Origin of the sequence: Amycolatopsis coloradensis (assembly GCF_037997115.1) — a bacterium.
In the GTDB taxonomy this organism is placed as follows: Bacteria; Actinomycetota; Actinomycetes; order Mycobacteriales; family Pseudonocardiaceae; genus Amycolatopsis; species Amycolatopsis coloradensis_A.
On sequence record NZ_CP150484.1, the window covers coordinates 6,398,656 to 6,413,093 of the forward strand.

The 14,438-nt window shown below is 69.7% G+C and carries 11 protein-coding genes; 3 read left to right on the forward strand and 8 right to left on the reverse strand.

Features of this window, described 5'->3' with window-relative positions:
• Positions 1 to 25: 25 nt before the first annotated feature.
• A complete protein-coding gene (locus LCL61_RS29965) occupies positions 26 to 1,072 on the reverse strand; it encodes an FUSC family protein (protein WP_340682863.1) in 1,047 nt (348 codons plus the stop codon).
• Positions 1,072 to 2,436, reverse strand: coding sequence for an aldehyde dehydrogenase family protein (locus LCL61_RS29970; protein WP_340682864.1), 1,365 nt, complete (start codon positions 2,434 to 2,436; stop codon positions 1,072 to 1,074). The genes LCL61_RS29965 and LCL61_RS29970 overlap by 1 nt, the downstream gene beginning before the upstream one ends.
• Positions 2,437 to 2,542: 106 nt before the next feature.
• Between LCL61_RS29970 and LCL61_RS29975 the strand changes: the two genes are divergently transcribed.
• The 3 genes from LCL61_RS29975 to LCL61_RS29985 are packed head-to-tail and all read left to right on the forward strand — an operon-like array spanning position 2,543 to position 7,197.
• Positions 2,543 to 4,648 carry a catalase gene (locus LCL61_RS29975; protein ID WP_340682865.1) on the forward strand — a complete coding sequence of 702 codons (2,106 nt, stop codon included), beginning with the start codon at positions 2,543 to 2,545 and terminating at the stop codon, positions 4,646 to 4,648.
• A gap of 39 nt (positions 4,649 to 4,687) precedes the next feature.
• Complete coding sequence (locus LCL61_RS29980) at positions 4,688 to 6,175, forward strand: HAD-IIIA family hydrolase (protein ID WP_340682866.1); 1,488 nt, start codon at positions 4,688 to 4,690, stop codon at positions 6,173 to 6,175.
• On the forward strand, positions 6,172 to 7,197 hold the full coding sequence (locus tag LCL61_RS29985; protein ID WP_340682867.1) for a glycosyltransferase family 9 protein: 1,026 nt from the start codon (positions 6,172 to 6,174) through the stop codon (positions 7,195 to 7,197). Before LCL61_RS29980 ends, LCL61_RS29985 begins: the two co-directional genes overlap by 4 nt.
• Here LCL61_RS29985 and LCL61_RS29990 read toward each other — a convergent pair.
• The 6 genes from LCL61_RS29990 to LCL61_RS30015 all read right to left on the reverse strand — a co-directional run bounded on the left by LCL61_RS29990 (position 7,160) and on the right by LCL61_RS30015 (position 14,344).
• A complete protein-coding gene (locus tag LCL61_RS29990) occupies positions 7,160 to 8,014 on the reverse strand; it encodes an SDR family oxidoreductase (protein WP_340682868.1) in 855 nt (284 codons plus the stop codon). The genes LCL61_RS29985 and LCL61_RS29990 overlap by 38 nt on opposite strands.
• A gap of 583 nt (positions 8,015 to 8,597) precedes the next feature.
• On the reverse strand, positions 8,598 to 9,611 hold the full coding sequence (locus tag LCL61_RS29995; protein WP_340682869.1) for a TauD/TfdA family dioxygenase: 1,014 nt from the start codon (positions 9,609 to 9,611) through the stop codon (positions 8,598 to 8,600).
• 6 nt (positions 9,612 to 9,617) lie between these two features.
• Entirely contained in the window at positions 9,618 to 11,039 is a 1,422-nt protein-coding gene (locus LCL61_RS30000; RefSeq protein ID WP_340682870.1) for a cation:proton antiporter, read from the reverse strand.
• Between the two features lie 10 nt (positions 11,040 to 11,049).
• On the reverse strand, positions 11,050 to 11,862 hold the full coding sequence (gene ddaH, locus LCL61_RS30005) for a dimethylargininase (RefSeq protein ID WP_340682871.1): 813 nt from the start codon (positions 11,860 to 11,862) through the stop codon (positions 11,050 to 11,052).
• Between the two features lie 74 nt (positions 11,863 to 11,936).
• Positions 11,937 to 13,190: an ATP-grasp domain-containing protein gene (locus tag LCL61_RS30010; protein ID WP_340682872.1), complete on the reverse strand. Its 1,254-nt coding sequence runs from the start codon at positions 13,188 to 13,190 to the stop codon at positions 11,937 to 11,939.
• The gene (locus LCL61_RS30015; protein ID WP_340682873.1) at positions 13,187 to 14,344 is read right to left on the reverse strand and encodes an FAD-binding oxidoreductase; all 1,158 of its coding nucleotides are present in this window, start codon (positions 14,342 to 14,344) and stop codon (positions 13,187 to 13,189) included. Before LCL61_RS30015 ends, LCL61_RS30010 begins: the two co-directional genes overlap by 4 nt.
• Positions 14,345 to 14,438 lie beyond the last annotated feature (94 nt).

Here is a 14,438-nt window from a genome sequence, read left to right on the forward strand (position 1 = left end):
TACGGTTACCCACCGTCGCCCCGGCTTAATCGGCGCGGAGCCGCTGGACGAGACGGCGAGCAGGCAACGCCATCGCCCCCAGGCCGATCGACGTCGCGACCTCGTCCGTGGGCGTGACGAGCAGGTGGTCGATCTCGTCGAGCAGCCTGCGGCACCGATCGAGTTTGTCCGGGTCACCCGAACGGGCCACCTCGGCGAGTGCCTCGAGCAGGTCGCCGACGACCCCGCGCGCGTGCTCGCCGGGATGCCGGAACGGCTGCTCGCTCCGGGCGGCCTCGCTCACGGCGTCGATCAGCTGGGCGAGCGGCTGCCACAGGGAAATGAGGTTCGACAAGGGCTCCTCGCGGATCTCACGCCGTCCGCGAAGGTTCAGGTACCGGCCCTCCCGGGTCCAGCCGATCGCGTCTTCCGCCTCCGCGGCCAGGCTGCGGACGTCCTGCAGCCGGTCGTCGAGACCGTCGGCCGAATCGCCGCCGCGGACCAGTTCCGCGGTCTCGTCGAGGACGTCGGCGATCGCCCCGGCCAGCCGGGAGGTCGCCGCCCGCAGGCGTTCGCCGTGCAGCGGCGGCAGGATCACCGCGTTGAGCACCGCGCCGATCGCCGCGCCCAGCGCGGTCTCCAGCAGCCGGTCGGCGAGCAGGACCGGTTCGGTCGCGCTGCCGTAGGAGATCAGGAGCATGCCGGTGATCCCGACCCACACCCCGGAATCACCGAACCCCCGCCACGAGCCGATCAGCAACCCGGTGAAGACGACCAGTCCGAGCGCGATCGTGACGGACGGGATGACCTGGCCGGCGCCCGCCGCGAGCAACACCCCCACGCCGACCGCGCCGACCTGCTGCGCCCAGCCGCGCAGGGAGCGGTAAACGGTGGCCTGCACCAGGAACACCGCGGCGTACGGCGCGAGGAAGGGTTGCGGCAGCCGCAGCACCGAGGTCGCCACGATCCACGCGATCACCGCCGCGGCCGTGGCCTTCGTGGTCTGGATGAGACTCCGGCGTTCCTCCCCCGGAACCCGGAACGCCCGGCCGGCCCAGGCGAACGGCGCCGTCCATGGGTGCCGGGCGCCCATCACGGCCCCGGAGGCGCCAGGTGGACGACCTTGGTCTGCGTCATCTCGTCGAGCAGTTCGGGCCCGTAGCCGTAACCGCTGCCGCTGACACCCCGCGGATGGGCGGCTCCGCCGGGCGCGCCACCGAAGACGTTGTTGATCTTCACGGTCCCGACCGGGAGTTCGCGCCATGCCCGCTGCGCGTGCGCCATCGAGGAGGTCAGCACCGTGGCGGCGAGCCCGTACTCGCCGTCGGCGGCCTGGCCGAGTGCCTGCTCGAAGTCCGCGACCACCGTCACCGGCGCTACCGGGCCGAACGTCTCCTCGCGGAGAATCCGCATCCCGGAGGTACATCCGGTGAGGACGGTCGCCGGGTAGAAGGCGCCGGGACCGTCCGGCACGACGCCGCCGACGAGCGGATCGGCGCCTTGCGCGATCGCTTCCGCGACCTGGGCGTGCACCCCCTCGCGGTGACGCCGGTCGACGAGCGGGGCCAGTTCGCGCCTGCCCGCTTCGGCGACCAGCGCGGTGATGAAGGCGTCCGCGACGTCCTGGTGCACCAGGATCCGTTCGATCGAGACACAGATCTGCCCTGAGTTGGCGAACGCCCCGGTCGCCGCCTGACCGGCCGCCCAGACCGGATCCACGCCGGCGTCGACGACGAGCGGATCGTTGCCACCGTTCTCCAGCAACGCCTTGGCGCCGGTCTTCGCCGCACTCGCCGCGATCGAACGACCCGCGACGCTACCGCCGACATGCGCGATGACGTCGACATCCGCATGGGCCGCGAGTTCGGCGCCGACGGTCCCGTCACCCTGCACGGTCTGGAGCACTCCCTCGGGAAGCGCCTCGGACAGCACGTTCCCCAGCCAGGCGCCGGTGTGCGGGCAGCGTTCACTCGGCTTGTGCACCACCGTGTTCCCCGTGACCGCCGCGGCACCCAGCAGCCCGCAGGCCACGGCGACGGGGTCGTTCCACGGCGTCAGTGCCACGACCACGCCCCGCGGTTCGGGCACCATCAGGTCGGTGGCCGACGGATCACCCAACAGGGATCGGCCGCGGTGCACCGGACCCAGTTCGGCGTACTGCTCCAAGGTCCCGGCTCCGGCGAGGACACCTTCCTCGGCTTCTTCGCGAGGCTTCCCGGTCTCGCTCTCGATGAGGACGGCGAGTTCACCCGCCCGAGCCCGGAGCGACCTGGCCGCGTCCTTCAGCGCGATCCCGCGTTCGGCCGCCGGTGTGGCGGCCCAGCCCGGGGCCCGCCGTTTCGCCGTGGCGATCGCCATTTCGACGCCATCGGGGGTCGCCGCCTTGACGCTGCCGACGAGCCTGTCGTCGACGGGGTCGCGGATCTCCAGCACGGTCGGCCGATCCACCGTCGTCATTCGCACCTCCACCAAGTTTCCTGCGCGCCGGTTACCCGGTGTCGTTTTGCCGAAACAGTGCCGGGGTAGCCGCGAGGGAAACCACCACCGCGAAGGGGCGACACCAGTGGCACAGCATCGAGAAGACGCGAAGGACGAACAGCTGGGCGGAAGCCGTGTGGATCCCGGGCAGTCCGCGCTGACCACCCAGCAGGGTGTCCGCGTCGATCACACGAACGACTCCCTGACCGCGGGAGCCCGGGGACCGACGTTGCTGGAGGACTTCCACGCGCGAGAGAAGATCACCCATTTCGACCACGAGCGCATCCCCGAACGGGTCGTGCACGCGCGCGGCGCGGGCGCCTATGGCTTCTTCGAAGCCTACGACGACGCGCTGGCCGACTACACGGTCGCCGAATTCCTCACCAGCGGCGAGAAGATCCCCGTGTTCGTGCGGTTCTCCACCGTCGCGGGGTCGCGGGGCTCGGCCGACACCGTGCGTGACGTCCGCGGCTTCGCGACCAAGTTCTACACCCGTCAGGGCAATTACGACCTCGTGGGCAACAACATGCCGGTGTTCTTCATCCAGGACGGCATCAAGTTCCCCGACTTCGTGCACGCGGTCAAACCCGAACCGCGCAACGAGATCCCGCAGGCACAGTCGGCGCACGACACGTTCTGGGACTTCGTGTCGCTTCAACCGGAGAGCCTGCACATGGTGCTCTGGCTGATGTCCGATCGCGCGCTGCCGCGCAGCTACCGGATGATGCAGGGCTTCGGCGTCCACACGTTCCGGCTCGTCAACGCCGACGGCAAGGGCACCTTCGTGAAGTTCCACTGGAAGCCCGTGCTCGGCACGCATTCCCTGGTGTGGGACGAATGCCAGAAGATCGCGGGCAAGGACCCCGACTTCAACCGGCGCGACCTGTGGGACGCCATCGAGGCCGGGCAGTACCCGGAATGGGAGCTGGGCGTCCAGCTGGTGGACGAGGACTCCGAACACGACTTCGACTTCGATCTGCTGGACGCGACGAAGATCATCCCCGAGGAGCAGGTGCCGGTGCGGCCGGTCGGGCGGATGGTCCTGGACCGCAACCCCGACGACTTCTTCGCCGAGACCGAGCAGATCGCCTTCCACACCGCCAACGTGGTACCCGGCATCGACTTCACCAACGATCCGCTGTTGCAGGCACGGAACTTCTCGTACCTCGACACGCAGCTGATCCGGCTCGGCGGCCCCAACTTCTCCCAGCTCCCGGTGAACCGGCCGATCGCCCCGGTGCACACGAACCAGCGCGACGGTCACGGGCAGCAGAGTATCCACAAAGGACGGACGAGCTACTTCCCGAACTCGCTCGGCGGTGGCTGCCCGGCGATCGCCGATTCCGGCGTCTTCCGGCACTACACCGAAGCCGTGGCCGGCCACAAGATCCGGGAACGCAGCGAGAGCTTCAAGGACTTCTACAGTCAGGCGACGCTGTTCTGGAACAGCATGTCCCCGGTCGAACGCGAGCATATCGTCGCCGCGTTCCGGTTCGAACTCGGCAAGGTCGAGGACCGGGAGGTCCGGGCGCGGACCGTCGCCGAACTCAACAACGTCGACCACGACCTGGCGGCCCGGGTGGCCGAGGGGATCGGCGTGAGCGTGCCCGCCGCTCCGGCCATGCCACACCATGACCGCTCCTCCCGCGCGCTTTCCCAGCTCAACCAGCCCTCCGTCGCCCCGGCCAGCCGGAAGGTCGCGGTGCTGGCCGCCGACGGGGTGGATACGATCGGCGTCGGCCGCCTGGTCGAGGCGCTGACCGAGCAGGGCGCGATCGCTGAGGTCCTCGCGCCGACCGAAGCCGAACTCCGGCCAGGCGGTGAAGGAGGCCCGCTGCGGCCGGACAGGCAGCTCAACACCATGGCTTCGGTGCTCTACGACGCCGTCGCCGTCCCGTGTGGCCCGGGCGCGATCAACATCCTCGAACGCGACGGGTACGCCGTGCATTTCGTCGCCGAGGCGTACAAGCACGGCAAACCGGTGGCCGCCTTCGGTTCGGGTGTGGACCTGCTGCGCCGCGCCGGGGTGACCTCGAAGCTGGCCGACGACACCGAAACCCTGATCGACCAGGGCGTGGTGACCACCACGGCGGCCGAGGCGACCCTGCCCGACGGCTTCTTCGCCTCGTTCCTCGCTCAACTGGGCGAACATCGGTCGTGGCTGCGGCAGACCGACGCGATCCCGGCGTGACCGGAGTTTGCGGCGGTGGCTCCCGGGTACCGGAAGAGGGTGAGCGACCTCGACTACACGATCGTGATTCCGACGACCGGCCGGGAGAATCTCCACACGCTCCTGGCCGGGATCGAAGCCGCCGGGGAACCCCGGCCCGCGCGGATCATCGTCGCCGACGACCGGCCCGGCGGCGATGATCTGCGGCTTCCCCCGTCCAGTACGGAAATCGAAGTGGTCCGCTCCGGCGGACGCGGTCCCGCCGCGGCCCGTAACGCGGGCTGGCGGCGCGCGGAGACCGAGTGGATCGCCTTTCTCGACGACGACGTGGTGATCGGCTCGGACTGGCCGCGGAAACTCGCCGAAGACCTCCTCCCCCTCGGGCCGGAGACGGCGGCGTCGCAGGCGCGGCTCGTCGTACCGCTGCCGCCGGACCGTCGTCCGACCGACGACGAACGCGGAACGGCCGGGCTGGAGACGGCCAGGTGGATCACCGCCGACATGGCCTACCGCCGGTCCGTGCTCGCCGAGGTCGGCGGATTCGACGAACGGTTTCCCCGTGCCTACCGGGAGGACTCGGATCTGGCCTTGCAGATCGCCAAGGTGAGTCACCTCATCGCACGGGGTGAACGCGTCACCGTCCATCCGCCCAAGCGATCGGGGCCGCTGGCCAGCCTCCGCGCCCAGCGGGGCAACGCCGACGACGCGCTCATGCGGCACAAGCACGGTGTCCTCTGGCGACAGCAGACCGGAGCCGGACACGGACGGCTCGAACGGCACGCGCTGGCCACCGTGAGCGCGGCGGGCGCCGTGGCGTTGTTCGCGCTGGGACACCGTAAGGCCGCCACCGCGGCGGCCGGAGTGTGGGCGGGGCTGACCGCCGAGTTCGCCGCGCGCCGGATCGCACCGGGGCCGCTCACCCCGGGCGAGGTGTCGCGGATGCTCCTGACCAGCGTCCTCATCCCGCCGGCGGCCTGCTATCACCGGCTGCGCGGGGAGCTGCGGCACCGGCTGGCCCGGCGGCCACAGGCTCTGCTGTTCGACCGGGACGACACCCTCATCGTCGACGTGCCCTACCTCGACGATCCCGGCGGCGTCCGTCCCGTGCCCGGCGCCAGGGAACTCCTGCACGGCATACGGGCGGCGGGGATCAGGATCGGCGTGGTCAGCAACCAGTCCGGGGTGGCGAAAGGGCTGATCACCCCGGATCGGCTGGCCGCCGTGAACGCCCGCGTCGAACAGGTCCTCGGCCCGTTCGGCACCTGGCAGGTCTGCGTGCACGACGACGGCGACGGCTGCGCCTGCCGCAAACCCGCGCCGGGCCTGGTTCGCCAGGCCGCGGAGGCGCTCGGCGTGGACGTCCGCCGCTGTGTGGTCATCGGCGACACCGGTGCCGACGTGGACGCCGCCCTCGCGGCCGGAGCCCGCGGGATCCTCATCCCGACCGCGCGGACCCTGCCGGAGGAGATCGCCCGCGCCCGTCGCCGGGCGACCGTCGCGCGGGACCTCGCCGAAGCCGTGCATCTGGCCGTCGCGGGTACTCGATGAACGTCCTGGTCGCGAGGATGGACAACCTCGGCGACGTCCTGCTGGCCGGTCCCTGCGTCCGCGCGGTCGCGGCCGGGGCGGAACGGGTGGTCCTGCTGACCGGGCCCCGGGGCCGTGCCGCGGGCGAACTACTGCCCGGAGTGGACGAGGTCATCAGCTGGTGCGCCCCGTGGATCGACCCCGAGCCTCCGCCCGTCACCCAAGAGGACACCGACGCGCTCGTCCGGCGCTTGCGCGGGTTCTCCTTCGACGCGGCCTTGATCTTGACGTCGTTCCACCAGTCCCCGCTCCCGCTGGCGCTACTGCTGAGGATGGCGGGCGTGCCGTGGATCGGCGCGGTCTGCGAGGACTACCCCGGATCGCTGCTGGATCTGCGGCATCGCGTTGCCGGTGATCCGCCGGAGCCGGTCCGGATGCTCTCCCTGGCCGAGGAAGCGGGATTCTCGTTGCCACCCGGCGACGACGGCGGTCTCGCGATCCGTGAACCGCTGCCACCCGTGGACGGGCTAGTCGGCGATGAGGGCTACGTGGTCTTCCATCCGGCCGCGTCGGTCCCGGCCAGGCAGCCGTCCGCCGAACGGTCGGCCGCGATCGTGCGGGCACTGTCGGACGCCGGGTACCACGTGGTCGTGACCGGGTCCCCGTCGGAAAGCACGCTGACCAAGGAAGTGGCCGGAGACGCGCTCGATCTGGGCGGCCGCACGGGACTGTCCGAACTGGCGGCCGTGCTCGCCGGGGCGGACGTCGTGGTGGCGCCGAACACCGGCCCCGCCCATCTCGCTGCCGCCGTCGGGACGCCGGTCGTCTCGCTGTTCTCGCCGGTCGTGCCGGCGTCGCGCTGGGCGCCGTACGGAGTGCCGTCCGAAGTGCTCGGCGACCAGCACGCGGCGTGCAGGGACAGCCGGGCCCGGGTCTGCCCCGTGCCCGGCCACCCGTGCCTGGACCGCCTCGCGCCCGAAGCCGTCGTCGACGCCGTGGCGCGCCTCAGCCGGGTGTCGTCTCGCCACCCAGCGCGGCGATGACCTCGCCGCTGTAGTACGACGAAAGCCGGTTGGACGCCAGGAAGACGTACGACGGCGCGAGGTCGTCGGGATGCGCCGCCCGCTCGAACGGGACCTGGAGGCCGAACTTCTCCACCTTCTCGGGCGGGAAGGTCGACGGGATCAGCGGTGTCCACACCGGACCGGGCGCGACACAGTTGATCCGAACGCCGCGATCGGCCAGTGCCTGCGCCATCGCGTACGTCCAGGCGTGCACGGCACCCTTGGTCGCGGAGTAGTCGATGAGCGATTTGTTGCCCCGCAAGCCGTTCACCGAGCCGGTGTTGATGATGACCGAGCCCTCACCCAGATGGGGCAACGCGGCGTTGGTCACCCGGAAGAAGCTGTGGATGTTCACGTCGAAGGTATGCGTCCACTGCTCGTCGGTGAGCTCCTCCGGAGAGTCGACCGGCCACTGCGTGGCGACGTTGTTGACCAGGATGTCCAGGCCGCCGAGCTCCTTCACGGTCCGGTCCACGATCTCGCGGCACTGCGCCGCCTCGGCGAGATCACCCGGCAGGAGGAGACACTCGCGCCCTTCAGCGCGTACGCGTTCCTCGGTGTACTTCGCGTCTTCGTGCTCGTTGAGGTAGGCGATCGCCACGTCGGCGCCCTCCTTCGCGAAGGCGATGGCGACCGCGCGGCCGATCCCGGAGTCACCGCCCGTGATCAACGCGCGCTTGCCTGCCAGCAGCTCGCGCCCCTCGTAGTCCTCCATGGAATCACGAGGCCGCGGGTCCATTTTCGACGTCACGCCCGGTGGTTCCTGCTGCTGCGGCGGCCGTAACCTGTCTGCCATCGGTTCCCTCCCGTCGGGTGCTTTCGCCGAGGGTTACCCGGATGGCCGCTTTCTCGAACATGCCCGCTCTCGTGCCCGACGGCGGTGTCACGAAAGCCACTTTCGCACCGTTGAAGGTTGCGAAAGTGGCTTCCGCATCACCCGCCGCCAAGCGCGGTCGAGTGTGCTTGCAGGGACGACATTCGTGATGGGACGGACGACACGCGTGATTGGATGGACGACACGCGTGTCCAGGCGGACGACTCGCTGCGGACCACGGCCGCGCGTCGTGTCGTCCCTCCAGTCACGCGTGTCGTCCCTCTGATCACGCGTGTCGTCCATCCAGTCACGCGAACCGGCCGTTCGGGGCCTTCACGGACTCGGTAATCGCCATGTTCGCCCCATGTGCATCAGTAGTAACAACGGCCGCGCGTGAAGGGGCCCTTCCCTCGGCTCACCTTCCCTAGTACATGAAGGCCTCCTTCCTTGCGCCTGGCGCAGTGAAGGAGGCCTTCATGTACTAGGCCGGGCAAAGACTGGTCCAGAGCCGGTCGGGTCTTGCGAGGCAGGTGCGATGGGCACTCGGCCACGCGGTCCGGAACCCTCAGTGCACCCGCCGGTCCTCCGCCGTCCCCCGGTACCGAATCGTCCACAGGCTCCGGCGGATGTACGTCCGCTGCAACCACCGGTCCCGCCCGTTGTGCCGCGCGAAGAACTGCGACCGCGCGTGCAGGCCCTTCCGGTTGTTGATCAGCAGCGCGGTCCCCGGCTCCAGCTTGACCTGGTGCGCGACCTCACGGCAGACCCGCTGCAACTCCTCCAGCGCCTGCTCCGCCTCGACGGTCTCCCCCACCACGCCGTTGGCCGAGATCGCCACTTCCGGGGATTCCGCCGGCCCGGAGATGACCGCCACGAGGTCGGAGAGCACGTCGGCCCCCTTGGCCACGTCACGCACGTAGCTGCCGGGCGCGTTGAGCCGGAAGAGCGGGCGGCGCAGGACGTCGAGCACCTCCGGGGCCAGGGCGGCCGAGATGTCCCTGCCGTCGGCGTAGTAGGTGACGGCTTCCTTGTTCCCGTCCTGGCGGACGCAGTTCAGCACCAGGAAGTCCGGATTGGACACGTCGTAGCGGCCGACCTCGTCGTGCACGATGTCGTTGTGGAAGTTCAGGAACACGTGCGAGCTCTGGTTGGTCTGGCTCCGCGCCCCCGCCGACACCGGGACGACGTCGTGCACAAGCCGCCCGCTCTTCTCGGTGGTGAACCCGACCGGCTCGCCGAGTAGCTGGCTCAGTCCCAAAAGGACGGTCTCGGCGACGAACGTCTTCTTGTCCTTGCTGGGTTCCCCGTCGATCGGCGTCTCGGGGAGCTCCGGGTCCACCGGCAGGTTGCGCACGAGCGCGACGCCGGGGGTGTCGACGTGCCTGCCGAAGTCCAGGATCGTCTGCAACTGGTCGATCGGCAGCTTCGCGAACGCGACCCGGAGCATCGCCAGCGAGCGGTCGATGTCGTCGACGGGGTTCGGGAAGGACCGCAGGTCGCTCCCGATGGTGTCCCGGACCTCGTCGGTGAGCGCGACCTCGGCGAAGGTGCTGACTAGGGTTTCCTGCTTGCTGGTCATGGTGTCCTATCTTTTTTCCGCCGCCGCTGGACCGGCGGTCTTGTCCGAGTCCTTTCCGGACTTCTTCCCGAACTTGGCGATGAAGGTGAGCGCGGGGGCGGTCGCGATCGTCGACACGAGCGTCATGATCACGAGCATCGCGAACACCGCCGGGCTGATCACCTTCAACTGGAGGCCGACGTTGAGCACCACCAGTTCCGTCAGTCCCCGGCAGTTCATGAGCGCCCCGAGTGACAGCGATTCGCGCCAGCCGACGCCGGTCAGCCGAGCCGCCGTGGTGCTGCCCGCCCATTTCCCGAACACCGCCACCGCCGTGATCACCACGGTCCACAGCCACAGCGATCCGGAGCCGAGCAGGCTGAACTCGGTGTGCAGCCCGGTGTAGGCGAAGAACAGCGGCAGCAGCAACGTCAGAGTCACGCTGCCGAGCTTCCCGGCCGCGCGGGTGACGACCGGATCGTTCCTCGGCGCGATCACCCCGAAGAGGAAGGCGCCGAAGATCGCGTGGATGCCGATCTCGTTGGTGGCCAGCGCCGAGAGCATGATCCCGCCGAGCAGGATGGCCAGCACCGCGGACTCCGGCACACGGGCGAGCGCCTTCGCCAGCAGCGGCCGGACGACGGAGAGCATGACCACGACGAACACCAGGGTCAGCCCGACGGTCAGGAAGACCTCGGACGGAGTTCCGCCCTGGCTGACGGCCACCACGACGGCCAGCAGGCACCACGCGGCGACGTCGTCGACGGCGGCGCAGGTGAGCGCCAGCGCCCCCAGCGGCGTCTTGGACAGGCCACGATCGGTCAGGATCCGCGCCAGTACCGGGAACGCGGTCACGCTCATGGAGACCGCGATGAACAGCCCGAAAGCGAGGAAGCCGACGTCACCGCCGAAGGTCGGGTACATGCCGAGCGCGAGCACGATGCCGCAGACCATCGGCAGCGCGATGCTGACCTGGCTGACCGTCACCGCGGTGAACCCGCGTGCGCGCACCGCGGCGAGATCGATCTCCGAACCGACCAGGTACATGAAGAAGATCAGGCCCAGCTGCGAAAGGATGTTGATCGCCGAGACCACCCCGCCGGGGAACAGCCAGCCGAACGCGCCGGGCCAGACGAGCCCGAACAGCGACGGTCCCAGCAGGATGCCGGCGACGATCTCACCGATCACCGCGGGCTGGCCGAGCCGCCGGGCCAGGACACCCGCCAGGTAGCAGGCGCCCAGAATCACCGGCAGCGCGACCAGCAGGCGGGCGTAGGTGTCGGGCCCGCCGCCCGCGGCTTTGGCGCCCGTGCTCGCGACGGGCGCGTAGGCCGACCCCAGGCCGAGCACCACGACGACGACCACCGCCGGAACCGCGATCAACGCCGTCCCGACGACGATCCGGCGCAGCGTGGTGCGCCCGCCCCGGTCCCGCACAGCCGAATCCATCGAGTTCTCCCTAACCGGCACGCAGTTCCAGCGTGCAGCACTTGACGCTGCCGCCCGCCTTGAGCAACTCGGACAGGTCGGCACCGATCGGTTCGAAGCCGTGCTCCCGCAGTTGCGCGGTCAGCTCGGTGGCCGCCTGCGGGAGCACGACGTGCTTGCCGTCGGAGACGGCGTTGAGGCCGAACACGGCGGCGTCGCTCTCGGAAGCCGAGATCGCGTCGGGGTACAGCTCCTTCAGCAACAGACGGCTTTCCTCGGAGAACGCGCCCGGGTAGTACATGACCGTGTCGTCGTCGAGGACGGCGAGCGCCGTGTCGAGGTGGTAGTACCGCGGGTCGATCAGCGTCAGCCGGGTCACCGGGCGGCCGAAGAACTCGCGCGATTCGTTGTGCGCCTCCGGGTTCGTACGGAACCCGGTCCCGGCGAGGATCGTGTTCCCGGCGACGAGGTAGTCGCCCTCCCCCTCGTTGACCCACTGCGCCTGCCGCACGTAGCGGTATCCGTTGTCCCGGAACCATTTCAGGTACGCGGCGGACTCGCCGGCGCGTTGCACGTGGTGGAAGCGCGCGACGAGCACCTGTCCGTCGACCACGGTGGCGCCGTTGGCCGCGAACACCATGTCGGGCAGACCGGGCAGCGGTTCGAGCAGCTCGACACGATGCCCGAGATCGACGTACAGGTCGCGCAGCCATTCCCACTGCGCGATGGCCAGCTCGGTGTCCGTCGGTTTCTTCGGGTCCATCCAGGGATTGATCGAGTACTCGACGTCGAAGTACGTCGGCCTGACCATCAGGTAGTGCCGTTGGGTGGCAGTCCGTGACACGCTTCCTCCACGCGGTTTTGGGCGTCTTTCGCCACCGGACCCTGGGTAAGTGCCCGGTTTCGTCGTATTCGGTGCTATTTCTGGGTTTCGGAGAGTTTGACCTCGATCTTCCCGGCGAGGTCGTTCGCGTTGCGCATGGCTTCGTCGAAGGACGCGCCCAGCGCGCCGATGCCGCCGAAGATGTTGTTGCCGAGCGGAGGGCGTTTGATCAGGTCACCCGGCTTGGCGAAGATCTTGAGGTAGTACAAGGAGTCCGATTCGTTCACCGCGGGCGGGACGTCGATCGAGGCGATCACGCCGCCGGGGCAGATCAGGCACATCGCGGCGGTGTGCAGTCCCGTCGGGCTGAAGTGGTGGACATCCGGCCGCACGCCGCGAGAGACGTCCATGAGCCCCTTGATCGGGTCGTACCCGGCCGAAAGCCGCGCCATATGGTCGAGTCCCCCGCCACCGGGCCGGACGGCGATCTCCAGCAGGAACGGTTTGCCCTGGTGGAATCGGACCTCGGCGTGCAGCGCGCCGCGGGTGAGCCCCTGCGCCCGCACTCCGGCGGCCACCACCGCGTGCACTTCGGTCACCTGCTCTGCGGTGAGCGACGTGGGCGCGTGGTGCACGTCGTCGTCGAACGTCTCGCCCTCCGAAGTTACTCTGTCCACAATGGATCCGAGGTAGACCTCGTCGTCCCATGCCACCGCTTCGATGAGGTGCTCGTGACCGTCCAGAAAGGACTCGACGAGCAGGCCGTGCGGGCCGAGGTCCAGCCCTTCGGCCTCCATGTTGTACCAGGACATCCCGTCGATGCCTTCGCGCGCCTGCGCGTAGCGTTCCCGCATCTTCTCTTCGTCGTCGACGCGGAAGACGAAGTTGCTGGCCGCGCCGAGTGTCGGCTTGAGGATCACCGGATAGCCGAAGTCCTCGGCCGCTTGCAGAGCCGAATCGAGGTCTTCGACGAACCGGTAGTCCGGATGCGCGGCCCCGCCCTTTTCGTGCGCCTGCCGCATGATCAGCTTGTTCCGGCTGGTCCGCGCCGCGTCGACGCCGATACCGGGCAGGCCGAGCGCTTCCGCGACCGCGGCGACCAGGACCACGCCGGATTCGGAGAAGGTGAGCACGCCGTCGAACGACTCTTCGGCGTGCCAGGCCTTGGCGTGCCGGATCAGGTCGTCGATGTGGTTGCTGCCGGCGATCCGGTAGCGCTCGGACGGCCAGAGATCCTCGGTCCCGATCCCGTTGAGCACGTACAGCACGCCACCGAAATCCTCGATCTGCTGATACCGGGGCAGGTAGTAGTAGGAGTTCTGGCTGGCTTCCAGCGCGAGCAGTTTCACGACACACCTCGCAGGGCAGGACGGATCGGGTGGACACCGGCCGCTCGCGCGAGCGGCCGGTCGAGCGGTTCGAGTCCGGTCGGGACCGGGTCGGCGCCGGTCAGGCGCGCGGCCAGGGACCGGGCGATCAGCGGGGCGAACTTGAACGACGAGCCGCCGCACGCCGCGTAGGTCAGGACCCGGTCGCCGAGGACGGCGAGCATCGGGCCGAGGGTGGAGCGCCGGGCGAGGTAGTGGCAGTCCCGGGTGTCGACCAGCCAGTCCCGGCGGAAGCCAGGGATCAGCGTGGAGAATGTGTCGATCAGGTGTTCACGCCACCACGAGGGCACCGTGGCGCCGCCGATCTCGTCGACCATGCGGCACGCGCTCGCGGCGCTGAGCTTCAACGGCGTCCCGGCCACGGGCGGCACCAGCCACGCGCCCCCGTCGGAGCCGAGCGACGTGATCGCCGGGGTCGCGGCCCACGCGGCGGCGTCGGCGGGCGGGACGTCGCAGTAGAGCATCGTCTGCCGGTGCAGCACGAGTTCCCTGGACAGCGCGGGGGCCAGCAGGTCCCGGGACCACGGGCCGGCCGCCACCAGGACGGCGTCACCGCGGAGGGTCTCACCGTCGGCCAGCCGGACCTCGGCCCGGTCGGCGTCGATCCCGGCCACCTTGCGATGCGGATGGAGTTCCGCCTTCGCGTGCCATCTCAGCCGAGTGGCGCACGCGGTCAGTACGCGATCGGCGAGCAGGACCCCCGCGTGCGACTCGAAGATCGCGCCCGTCCCGGGCACGAACCCGGCGTGCGGGAATTCCGCGGCGAGTTCGTCGGCGCCGAGCACTTCGGCCTTCGATCCGGCCGCGGTGAGCAATTCCCGCGCCGCCGTCGCCGCGTGCGCCGGAAGCGCGGTGAGCGCGCCGACCTGTTCGTAGAACGGCGTGGACAGCAGGTGTTCGAGATCGATCCACGCGTGATGCGCGGCGACGGCGGCCGCCGTGGTGGCGGGGTCGTCGGCGTGCAACGCGCGCAGCACGCGATGACGGTCGAACGACGTCGCACCGGAGAACGGGATGTCCGCCTGATCGGCGATCACCACTTCGTGCCCGGTCGACACACACTTCAGCGCGGTCAGCAGCGCGATGACACCACCGCCCGCGAACACGACTCGCATGGTCTTCCCCCTCCGGGCGAGACTTCGTTCGGGCACCACGAGGTACCCGGATGCCACTGCTGGGTGGTGGCATCCGGGCCTTGCCCCCGTCGGG

What these genes read in the sequence shown, in the direction of transcription:
- LCL61_RS29965 (WP_340682863.1), bottom strand. Translation starts at nt 1,072, where the DNA reads ATGGGCGCCCGGCACCCATGGACGGCGCCGTTCGCCTGGGCCGGCCGG.
- LCL61_RS29995 (WP_340682869.1), bottom strand. Translation starts at nt 9,611, where the DNA reads ATGACCAGCAAGCAGGAAACCCTAGTCAGCACCTTCGCCGAGGTCGCG.
- LCL61_RS30000 (WP_340682870.1), bottom strand. Translation starts at nt 11,039, where the DNA reads ATGGATTCGGCTGTGCGGGACCGGGGCGGGCGCACCACGCTGCGCCGG.
- LCL61_RS29990 (WP_340682868.1), bottom strand. Translation starts at nt 8,014, where the DNA reads ATGGCAGACAGGTTACGGCCGCCGCAGCAGCAGGAACCACCGGGCGTG.
- LCL61_RS29970 (WP_340682864.1), bottom strand. Translation starts at nt 2,436, where the DNA reads ATGACGACGGTGGATCGGCCGACCGTGCTGGAGATCCGCGACCCCGTC.
- LCL61_RS29985 (WP_340682867.1), top strand. Translation starts at nt 6,172, where the DNA reads ATGAACGTCCTGGTCGCGAGGATGGACAACCTCGGCGACGTCCTGCTG.
- LCL61_RS30015 (WP_340682873.1), bottom strand. Translation starts at nt 14,344, where the DNA reads ATGCGAGTCGTGTTCGCGGGCGGTGGTGTCATCGCGCTGCTGACCGCG.